Raw genomic sequence first — 14,375 nt, forward strand, 5'->3', positions numbered from 1 at the left:
AACAGCGTAACGGGCCTCACTCGGCGATCGGTTCCTGCCCCGGCAGGCGACCCTGCTCCATGCGTTGCTTCACGTCGCGCTCGATGTACGCGATGTACGCCCAGACGATGCCGAACACCACGCCCACGGCGCCGATCCCCCAGTGCACGACGAACCCGGCGATGACGGCGACCTGCAGCGCGAGGAAGGCGGGGACCGCCCACGGCTTCTTGACGACCATGCAACCGGCGAACATCAGCGCCGCAAGGATCAGGACGTATGAGATCTTGAGCCAGGAAAGGCCTGGCGAGAGCCGGACGACCACGGGCAGGGCCAGCAGGATCACGATCATCTCGAGAATGAGGGTTCCGGAGAGGATGCCGCGGAAGCTCTTCCACGGATCCTTGGGCGGCGGAGTGAATCGCTGGGGCTCGGTCACTGGGGTTCCTTTCCGAACAGCGAACGCGCGGCGCCGGCGGTGACCACGGATCCCGTGATGAGGACGCCGACGCCCGAGGCGGGGCCTTCCTCATCGTCGGACTCCTGGTCGGCGAGCGCGACGGCGGTCTCCACCGCATCGACCATGGTGGGCGAGGTGACCACGCGGTCCTCGCCGAAGATCTCCTCGGCGATGGCCGCCAGTCGTTCGACCTCGAGCGCACGAGGCGAGCCGTTGTGAGTGATGACGACGGTGTCGAGCACGGGCTCGAGCGCCGTCAGCACGCCCACCGCGTCCTTGTCGGCGAGGACGGAGACGACGCCGATGAGCGTGCGGAAGCCGAACTCGGTCTCGATGGTCCGGGCGAGGGCCTGCGCGCCGTGCGGGTTGTGCGCGGCGTCGATGAGCACCGTCGGGGCGTTGCGGACCCGCTCGAGCCGCCCCGGCGAGGCCGACTTCGCGAAGCCCTCACGCACCGTGTCGATGTCGAGTTGCTGGTCGGCGCCGGCGCCGAAGAAGGCCTCGACGGCGGCGAGGGCGACCGCCGCGTTGTTGGCCTGGTGCTCGCCGTGCAGCGGCAGGAAGACGTCGTCGTAGACGCCGCCGAGCCCCTGGAGGGTGAGCTGTTGCCCGCCGACCGCGACACGACGCTCGACGACGGCGAACTCGGATCCCTCGCGCGCGACTGCCGCGTCGGCCTCGACGGCCTTGCGCAGCAGCATGTCCATGGCCTCGGGCTCCTGCTTGCCCACGATCACCACGGTGTCCTTGGGGATGAGCCGCTCGGGCGCGCGCTTGACGATGCCGGCCTTCTCCCCCGCGATCGACGTGAGGTCGGGGCCGAGGATCTCGACGTGGTCGAGTCCGATCGGGGTGATGACGGCGACCTCGGCTGTCACCACGTTGGTGGCGTCCCAGGTGCCGCCGAGACCGACCTCGACGACGGCGACGTCGACGGGGGCCTCGGCGAAAGCGGCGAAGGCCATAGCGGTGAGCACCTCGAACTTGCTCATCCGCGGCCCGTCGGCGGCTTCGGACTGCGCGTCGACGAGCTCGATGAAGGGCTCGAGCTCCCGGTAGGTCTCCACGTACTGCCTCGCGGTGAGCGGCGCACCGTCGATCGCGATCCGCTCGGTCGCGAGCTGCAGGTGGGGGCTGGTGATCCGGCCCGTGCGGCGGGAGAAGGCCAGCAGCAGCGAGTCGATCATCCGCGTGGTCGAGGACTTGCCGTTGGTCCCGGCGACCTGGATCGACGGGTACGCGTCCTGCGGCGAGCCGAGCAGCTGCATCAGCGCGGAGATCCGGGCGAGCGAGGGCTCGATCTTCGTCTCGGGCCAGCGCTGATCCAGTTCCGCCTCGACCTGGGCGAGTTCGGCGAGGTCGTCTGGGTCGGCCGCGAAGGCGGGCACCGTCACGCCGCGCCCCCGCCCAGCTGCGCGATCCGGGCGGTGAGGCGCTCGACCTCCTCTTGCGCGACCGACTGGCGGCCACGGATCTTGTCGACGACCGCATCGGGCGCCTTCGCGAGGAAGGCCTCGTTGCCCAGCTTGGCCGACGTGCCGTCGAGCTCCTTCTGCGCGGCCTTGAGGTCTTTCTCGAGGCGCGCCCGCTCGGCCCCCAGGTCGACGGTGCCGGACGTGTCCAGCTCGACGGTGACCGTGCCGCCCCCGAGCCGGACCTCCAGCGACGCGGTGGCGGCGAAGCCGTCCTCCGGAGGGGTGAGGCGGCACAGGTTCGCGGCGGCGGCCGCGAGGGAGCTCAGGCCGGCCTCGTCGAGGCCGGTCAGCCGCGCGGCGACCCGCTGGCCGGGCTTGAGCAGCTGGTCGCTGCGGAACCTGCGGATCTCCGTGACCAGCCGCTGCAGGTCGGCGAAGCGGCGGGCGGATTCCACGCCGTCGGCGGGGATCTCGGCCGGGGCCCAGTCACGCGACGGCCAGTCCGCGATCACGAGCGACGTGCCGCCGGTGAGGGCCTTCCACAGCACCTCGGTGACGAAGGGCATCGTCGGATGCAGCATGCGCAGGACAACGTCGAGGGCCTTGCCGAGCACGAGGCGGGTGTTGTCGGCGACCGCCGCGTCCTCGCCCTGCAGCTGCAGCTTGGAGACCTCGAGGTACCAGTCGCACAGCTCGTCCCACGCGAAGTGGTAGAGCGCCTCGCAGGCCTTGCCCAGCTCGTTGGCGTCGAAGGCGGCGTCGGCCTCGGCCTGGACGGCGGCGAGACGGTCCAGGATCCAGCGGTCGGCGTCGGTGAGGGCCGCGCGGTCGGGCAGCTCGCCGACGCGGGCGTCGTTCATCAGGGCCAGCTTGGTGGCGTTGAACAGCTTGGTGGCGAACTTCCGGCTGCTCGCGGCCGCGTCGGCGCCCACGTTGAGGTCGGCGCCGGGGATCGTGCCGCGGGCGAGAGTGAAGCGCAGCGCGTCGGCGCCGTACTCCTCGACCCAGTCGAGCGGATCGATGCCGTTGCCCTTCGACTTGCTCATTTTGCGGCCGAACTCGTCGCGCACCAGGCCGTGCAGGAGGACCTCGTGGAAGGGCACCTTGCCGGGCGCATTCGGCTCCTCGCCGAGGAAGGTGCCGAACATCATCATCCGGGCGACCCAGAAGAAGATGATGTCGTAGCCCGTGACCAGAGTGGACGTGGGGTAGAACTTGTCCAGGTCAGCGGTCTGCTCGGGCCAGCCCATGGTCGAGAACGGAAACAGGCCCGAGCTGAACCAGGTGTCGAGCACGTCAGGGTCCTGCTCGTAGCCGGCGGGCGGCGCGTCGTCCGGGCCGCAGCAGACGACGTCGCGGTTGCCGTCGGCGTCTGCGGGGCCATACCAGACGGGGATGCGATGGCCCCACCACAGCTGGCGCGAGATGTTCCAGTCGTGCATCTCGTCGACCCAGTCGAAGAACCTGGGCGCGAGGGACTCGGGGACGATGCTGGTGTCGCCGCTGCGGACCGCGTCGCCCGCGGCCTTGGACAGGCGGTCCACCTTGACCCACCACTGCATCGACAGGCGCGGCTCGATCGGCTCTCCGGAGCGCTCGCTGTGACCGACGCTGTGCCGGTACGGGCGCACCTCCTTGACGATGCGGCCCTGCGCGGCGAGCGCCTCGCGGATCGCCTTGCGGGCGGCGAAGCGGTCCAGGCTGTCGAATTGCGTTCCGGTGCCGTCGATGTGGGCGGTCTCGTCCATGATCGTCGGCATCGGCAGGTCGTGCCGCTGGCCGAGCGCGAAGTCGTTCGGGTCGTGCGCGGGGGTGATCTTCACTGCGCCGGAACCGAACTCGGGGTCGACGTAGTCGTCGGCGACGATCGGGATGCGGCGGTCGAGGAAGGGGTGCTCGAGAGTGGTGCCGACGAGGGCGCGGTAGCGCTCGTCCTCGGGGTGGACGGCGATCGCGGTGTCGCCGAGCATCGTCTCCAGGCGCGTCGTGGCGCAGACGATGTGGGGCTCGTCGTCGCTCAGCGAGCCGTAGCGGAAGGAGACGAGCTCGCCGTCGACCTCCTTGTGATCGACCTCGAGGTCGGAGATGCCGGTCTGCAGCACGGGCGACCAGTTGACCAGGCGCTCGGCGCGGTAGATCAGGCCCGCGTCGAAGAGCTGTTTGAAGATGGTCTGCACTGCGCGCGAGAGGCCCTCGTCCATGGTGAACCGCTCGCGGGACCAGTCGACGCCGACGCCGATGCGGCGCATCTGGCCGGTGATGTTGCCGTGGCTGGCCTCCTTGAAGGCCCAGGCGCGCTCGAGGAACTTCTCGCGGCCGATCTCGCGGCGGCTGGTGCCCTCGGCGGCGAGCTGCTTCTCCACGAGCGACTGGGTGGCGATGCCGGCGTGGTCGGTGCCCGGCAGCCACAGCACCTCGTAGCCCTGCATCCGCTTGCGACGGCACAGCGCATCGGTGATGGTCTGGTCGAGCGCGTGGCCCAGGTGCAGGCTGCCGGTCACGTTCGGGGGCGGCAGGACCACGGAGAACGCGGGCTTCGGCGAGGTGTTGTCGGCCGTGAAGTACCCCGCGTCGACCCAGCCGCGGTAGATGTCCGCCTCTACCGCACCGGGCTCCCAGGCGGCGGGAAGTCGGTCTGCGGCGTTCTGCGGCTCAGTAGTCACCCCACGATTCTAGTCAGTGCACGCGAGCGACTTCCGCGGGGCTTTTGACGGTGCGCGGCGCTCCGGAAAACAGGTGGCGCGCGCACCGGCCCTCCCCGGAGGATAGGACGAATGGGACATCTCGAGGCGACACACGTGGAGTACTTCCTACCCGACGGGCGGGCGCTCCTCGGCGACGTTTCGTTCCGGATCGGCGACGGCGCGGTGGCCGCGCTCGTCGGCCGCAACGGCGCCGGCAAGACGACCCTGCTGCGGTTGCTCGCGGGCGAGCTGGAGCCGCACGGCGGCACCGTGACCTCCAGCGGCGGCGTCGGGGTGATGCCCCAGTTCATCGGCTCGGTGCGCGACGACCGGACCGTGCGCGACCTGTTGCTGTCCGTGGCCGCGCCGCGCTTGCAGTCCGCCGCGCAGGTGCTGGATGCGGTCGAGCTGGCGCTGATGGACGACGACGGCGACGCCCATCAGATCCGCTACGCCACGGCGCTCGCCGAATGGGGCGACGCGGGCGGTTATGCGGCGGAGACGCTGTGGGACGCGTGCACCGTCGCAGCACTGGGCGTCCCCTATGACCGCGCGCAATGGCGCGGCCTGACCTCGCTGTCCGGCGGTGAGCAGAAGCGGCTGGCGCTGGAGGCGCTGCTGCGCGGCGACGCCGAGGTCCTGCTCCTCGACGAGCCGGACAACTACCTCGACGTGCCCGGTAAGGAGTGGCTCGAGGAGCAGTTGCGGCAGACGCCGAAGACGGTGCAGTTCGTGAGCCACGACCGGGAGCTGCTCTCCCGCGCGGCCACGCGGATCGTCGCCGTGGAGCCCGCGCCCGGCGGCTCGGACACCTGGGTGCACGGCGGCGGCTTCGCCACCTTCCACAGGGCGCGCGACGAGCGTTTCGCGCGGTTCGACGAGCTCCGCCGCCGCTGGGACGAGCGGCACCAGCAGCTCAAGAAGCTGGTGCTGACCCTGCGCGAGCAGGCGAAGTTCAATGACGGGATGGCCTCGCGGTACCAGGCTGCGCAGACCCGACTGCGCCGGTTCGAGGAGGCCGGTCCCCCACCCGAGCCGCCCCGGCGGCAGGAGATCACGATGCGGCTGCGCGGCGGGCGCACCGGCGTGCGGGCCGTCACGGCGAAGGACCTGGAGCTCACTGGCCTGATGCAGCCCTTCGACCTCGAGGTCTTCTACGGCGAGCGGGTCGCCGTACTGGGCTCGAACGGCTCCGGGAAGTCGCACTTCCTGCGGCTGCTCGCGGGTGAGGAGGTTGCGCACACGGGCACCGCGACGCTCGGCGCCCGCGTGGCGCCGGGGCACTTCGCCCAAACCCACGCGCATCCCGAACTGCAGGGCCGCACGCTCGTCGAGATCCTCCGGCACGAGCACGCGGCGGACCTCGGCCGGTCGATGCCGGCGCTGCGGCGCTACGAGCTGCACGGGCGGGCCGACCAGCGCTTCGAGAGCCTCTCGGGCGGCCAGCAGGCGCGCTTCCAGGTGCTGCTCCTGGAGTTCGCCGGGAGCACGGCGCTGCTGCTCGACGAGCCGACGGACAACCTGGACCTGGAGAGCGCCGAGGCGCTGCAGGACGCGCTGGAAGCGTACGACGGCACGGTGCTGGCGGTGACGCACGACCGGTGGTTCGCGCGGTCCTTCGACCGGTTCCTGGTGTTCGGGTCCGACGGTGCCGTGCGCGAGGCCCCGGAGCCCGTCTGGCACGAGGCTCGGGTGCAACGCGCCCGGTGATCGTTCACTGCCATCGGCGATCGGAAACGACTGCGCCCCCGGCCGATTCGGCCGGGGGCGCAGTCGATGCGTGGGTTACGCGCTCTTCTCGCGACGCTCGTCGCGGGAGCGCTTGCGGGGCACGATGGTCGGCAGCACGTTGTCGCGCACCGTCTCCCCCGTGACGACGACCTTCGCCACGTCGTCGCGCGACGGGATGTCGAACATGACGGGGTTGAGGACCTCTTCCATGATGGCGCGCAGGCCGCGGGCACCGGTGCCGCGGTGGATGGCCTGGTCGGCGATGGCGCCGAGCGCGTCCTCGTCGAACTCGAGCTCCACGCCGTCCATCTCGAAGAGGCGCTGGTACTGCTTGACGAGGGCGTTCTTCGGCTCCGACAGGATCGAGACCAGCGACTCCTTGTCGAGGTTCGAGACCGAGGCGATGACGGGCAAGCGACCGATGAACTCAGGAATCAAGCCGAACTTGATGAGGTCCTCCGGCAGTACGTCGGCGAAGTGGTCGACCGTATCGACCTCCGCCTTGGTGCGCACCTCGTTGCCGAAGCCGAGGCCGCGCTTACCGATCCGGTCGCCCACGACCTTCTCCAGTCCTGCGAAGGCGCCGGCCACGATGAACAGGACGTTCGTCGTGTCGATCTGGATGAACTCCTGGTGCGGGTGCTTGCGGCCGCCCTGCGGCGGGACGCTGGCCTGCGTGCCCTCGAGGATCTTCAGCAGTGCCTGCTGCACGCCCTCGCCGGAGACGTCCCGGGTGATCGACGGGTTCTCGCTCTTGCGGGCGATCTTGTCGACCTCGTCGATGTAGATGATGCCGGTCTCGGCGCGCTTGACGTCGTAGTCGGCGGCCTGGATCAGCTTGAGGAGGATGTTCTCGACGTCCTCACCCACGTAGCCGGCCTCGGTGAGTGCCGTCGCGTCGGCGATGGCGAAGGGCACGTTGAGCATCTTCGCCAAGGTCTGCGCGAGGTAGGTCTTGCCGCAGCCCGTCGGGCCGAGCATCAGGATGTTGGACTTCGCCAGCTCCACGGCCTCGCCGCGCGCATCCTTGCGCTCGCCGGCCTGGATGCGCTTGTAGTGGTTGTAGACGGCAACGGCGAGGTTCCGCTTGGCGGAGTCCTGGCCGATGACGTAGTTGTCGAGGAAGTCACGGATCTCGACGGGCTTGGGCAACTCGTCCAGCTTCACGTCACTGGTCTCGGCCAGTTCCTCTTCGATGATCTCGTTGCAGAGGTCGATGCACTCGTCGCAGATGTACACGCCGGGGCCCGCGATCAGCTTCTTGACCTGCTTCTGGCTCTTTCCGCAGAAAGAGCATTTCAACAGGTCTGCGCCGTCCCCGATCCGTGCCATGCCCTGTGCCTACTTCCCTTGCCGATGACTCGCCTGCCGCGTTGCTCAACAGGTGGGGTCTGATGTCGACGGTACCCGCGAACTTCCGTCCCGGCGACCGATATGAATAGCTTGCTAGAGGTGGCACCGGGGGCCGCGGAACCCGCTCACGCGGCGTGTCGCGACCCCCGATGTCCTGCTGGTACTACTTCGCGGACGCCTTGCGGTACGGGAACACCGTGTCGACGATGCCGTACTCCTTGGCCTGGTCGGCCGTGAGGATGTTGTCGCGGTCCGTGTCCTTACGGATCGTCTCGACGGTCTGGCCCGTGTGGCCCGCCAGGATCTCGTCGAGGCGGTTGCGCGCGCGCTCCATCTCGGCGGCCTGGATCTCGAGGTCGGAAACCTGGCCGCGCATCGAGCCGCCCGTGCGGGGCTGGTGGATGAGCACCGTCGAGTTGGGCAGCGCGGCGCGCTTGCCCGGGGTGCCGCCGGCGAGCAGGATCGCCGCGGCCGAGGCCGCGGTGCCCAGCACCACCGTCGCCACGTCGCAGTGAACGTACTGCATCGTGTCGTAGATGCCGAGGGCGTCGTAGAGGCTGCCGCCGGGCGAGTTGATGTAGATCGTGATGTCGCGGTCCGGGTCCTGCGACTCGAGCACCAGGATCTGGGCCATCACGTCGTTCGCCGAGACCTCATCGATCTGATTCTTGAGGAAGATGATGCGCTCGTCGAACAGCTTCGAGTACGGGTTCGTGACCCGCTCGTTGCCGTTCGCCGCGCGCTCGATGAACGACGGGACGTCGTAGCGGCCGGTGGCGGGGACGTGCAGGCCCTGAGCCGACATCGTGGTGGGGTAACCCTCAGTCATGGAAGTGTCCTCTCGCTACTTGACGGAGCTCGCGCGGCTGACGACGTGGTCGACGAAGCCGTAATCCCGAGCCTCCTCGGCCGTGAACCACTTGTCGCGGTCGGCGTCGGACTCGATCCGCTCGATCGGCTGGCCGGTGAACTGGGCGTTGAGCCGGTTCATCTCCACCTTGGTCTTGCGGAACAGCTCCGCCTGGATGGCGATGTCAGACGCGGTGCCGCCGATACCGGCGGACGGTTGGTGCATCATGATCCGCGCGTGCGGCAGCGCGTAGCGCTTGCCCTTGGCACCCGCGGCGAGCAGGAACTCACCCATCGAGGCGGCCATGCCCATCGCGTAAGTCGCGACGTCGCACTCCACGAACTCCATGGTGTCGAAGATCGCCATGCCGGCGGAGATGCTGCCGCCGGGCGAGTTGATGTAGAGGTTGATGTCCTTGGTCGGATCCTCCGCGGACAGCAGCAGCATCTGTGCGCAGAGCTGGTTCGCGATGTCGTCGTTCACCTCGCTGCCGAGGAAGATGATCCGCGACTCCAGGAGGCGGCTGTACACCGAATCATTGAGGTTCAGGCCGGCAATTCCGGCCCGCATGGTGGGGTTGGAGTTCATCCGCTGCTCCCTGCCTTTCTTTCTGACATCGACAGTAACGAACAGAACCGACCGAACCGTCCCCGGCACGCTCGGCTCCGCTGAGGGCAGAAACGCCCCGCAGCCGGATCGGCTGCGGGGCGCTCCGCGGGGTTCTACTTCTCGTCGGCCTCGGCGGTGATCTCCTCGGCCTCGGCGACCACATCCTCCTCGGAGGCGGCCTCCTCCGCGAGTGCCTCACCGGCGTCCTCACGGTCGAACAGCTCCTTGGTGTCGACGACGTTGCCGTCGGCGTCCTTGACCGCGACCTCGAGGACCACGTCCGCGAGCCCCTTGCCGCGACGGACCTCCTGGAAGAGGGCGGGCAGCTGGCCGGCCTGCTGGATCTGCTGGATGAACTCTGCAGGCTGCATGCCGTAGCGCTGCGACTGGAACAGGATGTGCTCCTGCAGCTCCTGCTGGTCGACCTGCACGTCCTGCGCGTCGGCGATCGCGTCGAGGAGCAGCTGCACCTTGACCTGCTTCTCGGCGGACTCACGGGCCTGGGTCTCGAACTCCTCGCGGGTGGTGCCCTGCGTCTTGAGCGCGGTCTCGAGGAGCTCCTCGTTGTGGCCCACCTGGTGCAGCACGTCGTGCACGTTCGCGTCGGCCTGCTCCTTGACGACGGCCTCGGGCAGCGGCACCTCGACGGCCTCGAGCAGCTTGTCGAGCACGGCGTCACGGATGTCCGCGGCCTGGCCCAGCTTCTTGTTCTGCTCGACGCGCTGGCGCAGGTCGGCGCGCAGCTCGTCGACGGTGTCGAACTCGCTCGCCAGCTGGGCGAACTCGTCGTCCAGCTCGGGCAGCTCGCGCTCCTTGACGGAGTCGACGACGACGGTCACGTCCGCCTCCTGGCCCGCGAATTCGCCGGCGACGAGCGTGGTCGTGAACTCCTTGGACTCGCCCGACTTCAGGCCGACGACGGCCTCGTCGAGACCGTCGATGAGGTTGCCGGAACCGACCTCGTGCGAAAGGCCGGTGGTCTTGGCGTCCTCGACGTCCTTGCCGTCGACGGTCGCCGACAGGTCGATGGTGATGAAGTCACCGGTCTCGACGGCGCGGTCGACGCCCTTGAGGGTGCCGAAGCGGGCGCGCAGGCCCTCGATCTGCTCGTCGATGTCGGCGTCGGTGACCTCGAGCGACGGGACCTCGACCTCGATGGACGAGTACTCGGGCAGCGTGATCTCGGGGCGCACGTCGACCTCGGCGGTGAACGAGAACGCCTCGCCGTACTCGAGCTTGTCGATGTCGATCTCAGGCTGGCCGAGGGCCTTGATCTCGGAGTCAAGAACGGCCTGGCTGTACTTGCCGGGCAGCGCGTCGTTGATCACCTGCGAGAGCACGGCGTCGCGGCCGACGCGCGCCTCGATCAGCTTCGCGGGGGCCTTGCCCTTGCGGAAGCCGGGGATGTTGACCTGGTCGGCGAGCGTCGCGTAGGCGCGCTCGAAATCGGGCGCGAGCTCGTCGAAGGGAACCTCGACGCTCAGGCGGACGCGAGTCGGGCTCAGCTGCTCGACGGTGCTCTTCACTCGTTCTCCTCGGGTTGGTATCAGCAGGATGACCGCCTGATGTGCGGTTTCCTGCGGGCAGCACGGGACCCCGTCGGGCCCACGGCACTCGGGTCAGCGTACGCGACGGCGCCCGGCCCGTGACAGCCCGGGCGGGGGTGCCGAAGGCCCGGACGGCCCGACGATCGGCCATGATGAGCAACATGATCGTCATCGGACTCGTCGCCGCCGCCCTCGCGGCTCTCGTGCACTGCTTCATCTTCTACCTGGAGTCGATTGCGTGGACCTCGCCACGCTCGCGCGCGACCTTCGGCACCACGCCGGAGACGGCGGAGATCACCCGCCCGCTCGCGTTCAATCAGGGCTTCTACAACCTGTTCCTCGCGGTCGCGGTGTTCCTGGGGCTGGCGCTGTTCGGACCGCAGCGCGCGGTCGGCGCGACGCTGGTGATCGTGGGCGTCGGGTCGATGCTCGCGGCGGCGCTCGTCCTCGCCCTCTCGGACCGGACGAAGCTCCGCGCCGCCGCGATCCAGGGCACGGCGCCGCTCCTCGCCGTCCTCTTCCTGGGCATCGGCCTCGCCGCCTAGTCATTTCGACGGTGTCCGTTCGGGCCCCAGCCGGCGGTTCGGCACCGCACGGGCGCGATCGTTCTACGCTGAGGTGGTGGAACTGAAGCTGCGCGCCATGGAGCGTACGGACCTGCGGTTCGTGCACGGCCTGTTCAACGACCGGGCGGTGATGTCGTACTGGTTCGAGGAGCCCTTCGACGCGCTGGCCGAGCTCGAGGACATCTACGAGCGGCACATCCACGACGAGCGCGAGCGGCGCTTCATCATCGAGTACGACGGACTGCCGGTGGGCCTGGTGGAACTCGTCGAGATCAATGTCATCCACCGCAACTGCGAGTTCCAGATCATCGTGGCCCCGTCCGCGCAGGGCAAGGGATACGCGGCGCCGGCCACCCGGAAGGCGCTCGACTACGCGTTCCGGATTCTGAACCTGCACAAGGTCTACCTCTACGTGGACGTCGCCAACGAGAAGGCCGCCCACGTCTACGAGAAGTTGGGCTTCGCCGAAGAGGGCCTGCTCCGCGAGCAGTACTTCTCGAACGGCGAGTACCGGAACGCGCGGCTCATGGGTCTGTTCCAACGCGACTTCCTGTCGACGGACCCGCCGCCCGCCTGACCGCCGCCTGGCACGCACTGTGATCCGCCTCCCATCGGGCCGCGAATGTGAATCGGTGCGATCGCGCGGCGGAAGGTGCTTCCCGTCGGTAACCATGGGGAATGACCACCACGACGGAGCACCAGCCCACGAAGCCGCCCCGCCCGGTCGTTTCCCGGGACGCTGCGATCGGCCCCCACGCCCGCCTGTCCTGGCTCCTCGCCGGCATGGCCGGCATGGTCGGCGCGGTCGCCTTCCTGCACTCGGCGGGATACTTCGTCACCTTCATGACGGGTAACACCGAACGCGCGGTGCTCACGTGGTTCAAGGCGTCCGACGCGCAGCAGATCCCCGGCGCGGGCGCGCTCGCCGCGACCGCCCTCATCGTCGCCTTCGTGACCGGCGTCGTCGTCGCGTCGATCTGCCGCCGCTACTTCTGGCACAACCACCCGCACGGCCCCACCGTGCTCACCACAGCAGGCCTCCTCATCGCGTCGGCGACCGACTTCGCCCTGGACGGCTTCGCCGAGCCTGAGGTGCGCTTCCTTCCCATCCTCATCATCACCTTCTCGCTGGGCGCGCTGAACACCTCGTTCACGAAGAACGGCGAGGTCTCGGTGCCTCTGTCGTACGTGACGGGCACGCTGGTCAAGCTCGGCCAGGGCATAGAGCGACACGCGACCGGCAACGGCACCGTCTTCGACTGGCTCGGCTACGCCCTCGTCTACGTGGGATTCGTCCTCGGAGCAGCGGTGGGCGGCGTCATCGGATCCTTCGTCACTGGCCCGCAGGTGATCCTCGTGGCGGGCCTGCTGTGCGGCGCCATCACACTGGTCACGTTCCTGCACTCGGATCGGCGGAAGCTGCTCGGCTGACGAGCCCCGGCGCGTCCCACCGGTCCGGGTTCAGCCGGATCTCGATACCGTCCGCGGGCACTTCCACCCCGCCCGCGGCGGGCCTGGTGCGCACTCGCTCTCCGGACTCCGCATCCACGAAGACGAGGGGCGCACCGTCGGGCTGCAGGTGGGCGTCGCCGAATTGGATCAGCGCGAGGAAGACCGGCAACAGATCCTGGCCCGCAGAGCTGAGCCGGTACTCGGCGCGGGCACGCGCCCCCGGCTCGCGGTACTCGGTCGCCGCAATGAGGTCCGCCGCGGCGAGCTGCTTGAGCGCTCGCGAGACCGCCGGCGCGGAGGTCTCCGTCCGGGTCACGAGATCGTCGAACCGCGTCGTGCCGTAGAGCAGTTCGCGGACGACGAGGAAGACCGTCTTCGTGCTGAGTAGGTCCAGCGTGCGCGCGGCCGAGCAGCCGTCGCCGATCGTCCACCTACCCCGGTCTCGCAGCCGCTTCTCGAAATCCATTCCTCGATCATAACTAACGCTTGCGTTAGTCAGGTGCCGATGCTTGAATCAAGCTGACTAACGTAGTCATTACCCAGAAGGAGTTGTCATGGTCGCCATCAAGGACGCCGTCATCGTGGTCACCGGAGGCCGCCGGGGCCTCGGGGCCGCACTGGTCGACGAGGCGCTGGCCCGCGGGGCGCGGAAGGTCTACGCCACCGGCCGCGCATCGTTCACCGATCCCCGCCCGGAGGTCGTTCCGGTCGAGCTCGAGGTCCGTTCGACCGAATCCGCAGAAGCGCTCGCGCGACTCGCGTCGGACGCCGGGATCGTCTTCAACAACGCGGGGATCATGACGCCCACCCCGCTCGTCACAGGAGATCCGCGCGACATCGAGGCGATGTTCGATGTGAACGCCTTCGGGCTGCTGCGCGTGGCACGCGCGTTCGCGCCCGTTCTCGCGGCGCAGGGCGGTGGCGCCCTCGTCGACATGCATTCGGTGCTGTCGTGGCTCGCGGGGTCGGGCGGGTACGGCGCCTCCAAAGCAGCGGCGTGGTCGATCACCAACTCCCTGCGGGCCGAGCTTGCCGCCCAGAACACACAGGTCGTCGGCGTGCACGCGGGCTTCATCGACACCGACATGGTCTCCGCGATTCCGCTGCCCAAGGCGACGCCCGCCGCGATCGCCGCGACGATCCTCCACGGTGTCGAGGCCGGCGACGTCGAAGTCCTGGCCGACGAGATCACCGCCGCGACGAAGGCGGCATTGTCGGGCCCCGTCGAGGCCCTCGCCTTCCCCACGCCCGCTTAACCCCCCACGCCGCATCGAAACCGAGGAACCGTCATGCCGCTCTGGAACATCCACCACACCCCCGGCGTCTTCACCCCCTCCGAGAAGGAGGCCCTGGCCGCCGCGATCACCGATCAATACGCGGCCATCGGCCTGCCGCGCTTCTACGTCGTTGTCCTGTTCCGCGAGGTCGCCCCGGAGAATTTCTTCATCGGCGGCGTGAGTGCGCCGACCGCGGTGCGCATCGCCATCGACCACATCGCCCGGCACGCATCCGATTCGGCGAGCCGGACCCGGATCGCCGAATGGGTTCGCGCGATGGTCGCCCCCTCGCTCGCGCGGCACCCGGATCTGCAGTGGGAGTTCCACGTCGACGACACGAGCGAGGAGATGTGGATGATCAACGGCCTCGTGCCGCCTCCCGCACAGTCGGACGTGGAGCGGGGCTGGGCCGCGGCGAATCGGAGCTCGGCGTACTGACCCGATTGCGGTCA

At 69.0% G+C, this 14,375-nt stretch carries 14 protein-coding genes; 6 read left to right on the top strand and 8 right to left on the bottom strand.

The features are described from left to right. Nucleotides 1-16: 16 nt before the first annotated feature. Genes HNP44_RS10270 through HNP44_RS10280 form a run of 3 tightly spaced genes read right to left on the bottom strand, consistent with a single transcriptional unit; the run spans nt 17 to nt 4,517 of the window. Entirely contained in the window at nt 17-418 is a 402-nt protein-coding gene (locus tag HNP44_RS10270) for a DUF4233 domain-containing protein (RefSeq protein ID WP_259139761.1), read from the bottom strand. Continuing rightward, nucleotides 415-1,833: a bifunctional tetrahydrofolate synthase/dihydrofolate synthase gene (folC, locus tag HNP44_RS10275; RefSeq protein WP_259139759.1), complete on the bottom strand. Its 1,419-nt coding sequence runs from the start codon at nt 1,831-1,833 to the stop codon at nt 415-417. The genes HNP44_RS10270 and folC overlap by 4 nt, the downstream gene beginning before the upstream one ends. Further along, nucleotides 1,830-4,517 carry a valine--tRNA ligase gene (locus tag HNP44_RS10280; RefSeq protein WP_259139757.1) on the bottom strand — a complete coding sequence of 896 codons (2,688 nt, stop codon included), beginning with the start codon at nt 4,515-4,517 and terminating at the stop codon, nt 1,830-1,832. Before HNP44_RS10280 ends, folC begins: the two co-directional genes overlap by 4 nt. Before the next feature lie 111 nt (nt 4,518-4,628). Between HNP44_RS10280 and HNP44_RS10285 the strand changes: the two genes are divergently transcribed. Continuing rightward, nucleotides 4,629-6,248, top strand: coding sequence for an ABC-F family ATP-binding cassette domain-containing protein (locus tag HNP44_RS10285; RefSeq protein ID WP_259139756.1), 1,620 nt, complete (start codon nt 4,629-4,631; stop codon nt 6,246-6,248). A gap of 75 nt (nt 6,249-6,323) precedes the next feature. On the opposite strand, the gene clpX is transcribed toward HNP44_RS10285, so the two are convergent. The 4 genes from clpX to tig form a co-directional block, all read right to left on the bottom strand. Then, a complete protein-coding gene (gene clpX, locus HNP44_RS10290) occupies nt 6,324-7,601 on the bottom strand; it encodes an ATP-dependent Clp protease ATP-binding subunit ClpX (protein WP_224645541.1) in 1,278 nt (425 codons plus the stop codon). A gap of 184 nt (nt 7,602-7,785) precedes the next feature. Next, a complete protein-coding gene (locus tag HNP44_RS10295) occupies nt 7,786-8,451 on the bottom strand; it encodes an ATP-dependent Clp protease proteolytic subunit (RefSeq protein ID WP_304941264.1) in 666 nt (221 codons plus the stop codon). A 15-nt stretch (nt 8,452-8,466) separates the two neighbouring features. After that, complete coding sequence (locus tag HNP44_RS10300; protein ID WP_224645540.1) at nt 8,467-9,060, bottom strand: ATP-dependent Clp protease proteolytic subunit; 594 nt, start codon at nt 9,058-9,060, stop codon at nt 8,467-8,469. 134 nt (nt 9,061-9,194) lie between these two features. Then, complete coding sequence (tig, locus tag HNP44_RS10305) at nt 9,195-10,607, bottom strand: trigger factor (RefSeq protein WP_259256878.1); 1,413 nt, start codon at nt 10,605-10,607, stop codon at nt 9,195-9,197. Nucleotides 10,608-10,789: 182 nt separating this feature from the next. Between tig and HNP44_RS10310 the strand changes: the two genes are divergently transcribed. The 3 genes from HNP44_RS10310 (at nt 10,790) to HNP44_RS10320 (ending at nt 12,625) form a co-directional block, all read left to right on the top strand. Further along, nucleotides 10,790-11,173, top strand: coding sequence for a DUF1304 domain-containing protein (locus HNP44_RS10310; protein WP_259139754.1), 384 nt, complete (start codon nt 10,790-10,792; stop codon nt 11,171-11,173). A 76-nt stretch (nt 11,174-11,249) separates the two neighbouring features. Next, a complete protein-coding gene (speG, locus tag HNP44_RS10315) occupies nt 11,250-11,771 on the top strand; it encodes a spermidine N1-acetyltransferase (protein ID WP_374758763.1) in 522 nt (173 codons plus the stop codon). 101 nt (nt 11,772-11,872) lie between these two features. Next, a complete protein-coding gene (locus HNP44_RS10320; RefSeq protein WP_259139752.1) occupies nt 11,873-12,625 on the top strand; it encodes a YoaK family protein in 753 nt (250 codons plus the stop codon). Here HNP44_RS10320 and HNP44_RS10325 read toward each other — a convergent pair. Then, nucleotides 12,585-13,112, bottom strand: a complete 528-nt coding sequence (locus tag HNP44_RS10325; RefSeq protein ID WP_259139751.1) for a winged helix-turn-helix transcriptional regulator — start codon at nt 13,110-13,112, stop codon at nt 12,585-12,587. The two genes, HNP44_RS10320 and HNP44_RS10325, sit on opposite strands and share 41 nt — an antisense overlap. Before the next feature lie 88 nt (nt 13,113-13,200). On the opposite strand from HNP44_RS10325, the gene HNP44_RS10330 reads away from it, so the two are divergent. Together HNP44_RS10330 and HNP44_RS10335 are read left to right on the top strand one after the other, a co-directional pair. Beyond that, a complete protein-coding gene (locus tag HNP44_RS10330) occupies nt 13,201-13,902 on the top strand; it encodes an SDR family oxidoreductase (protein ID WP_259139750.1) in 702 nt (233 codons plus the stop codon). A gap of 33 nt (nt 13,903-13,935) precedes the next feature. Then, a complete protein-coding gene (locus HNP44_RS10335; protein ID WP_259139749.1) occupies nt 13,936-14,361 on the top strand; it encodes a tautomerase family protein in 426 nt (141 codons plus the stop codon). The last annotated feature ends 14 nt before the right edge of the window (nt 14,362-14,375 follow it).

It is taken from the genome of Tsukamurella ocularis, from assembly GCF_024807615.1.
Taxonomy (GTDB): domain Bacteria; phylum Actinomycetota; class Actinomycetes; order Mycobacteriales; family Mycobacteriaceae; genus Tsukamurella; species Tsukamurella ocularis.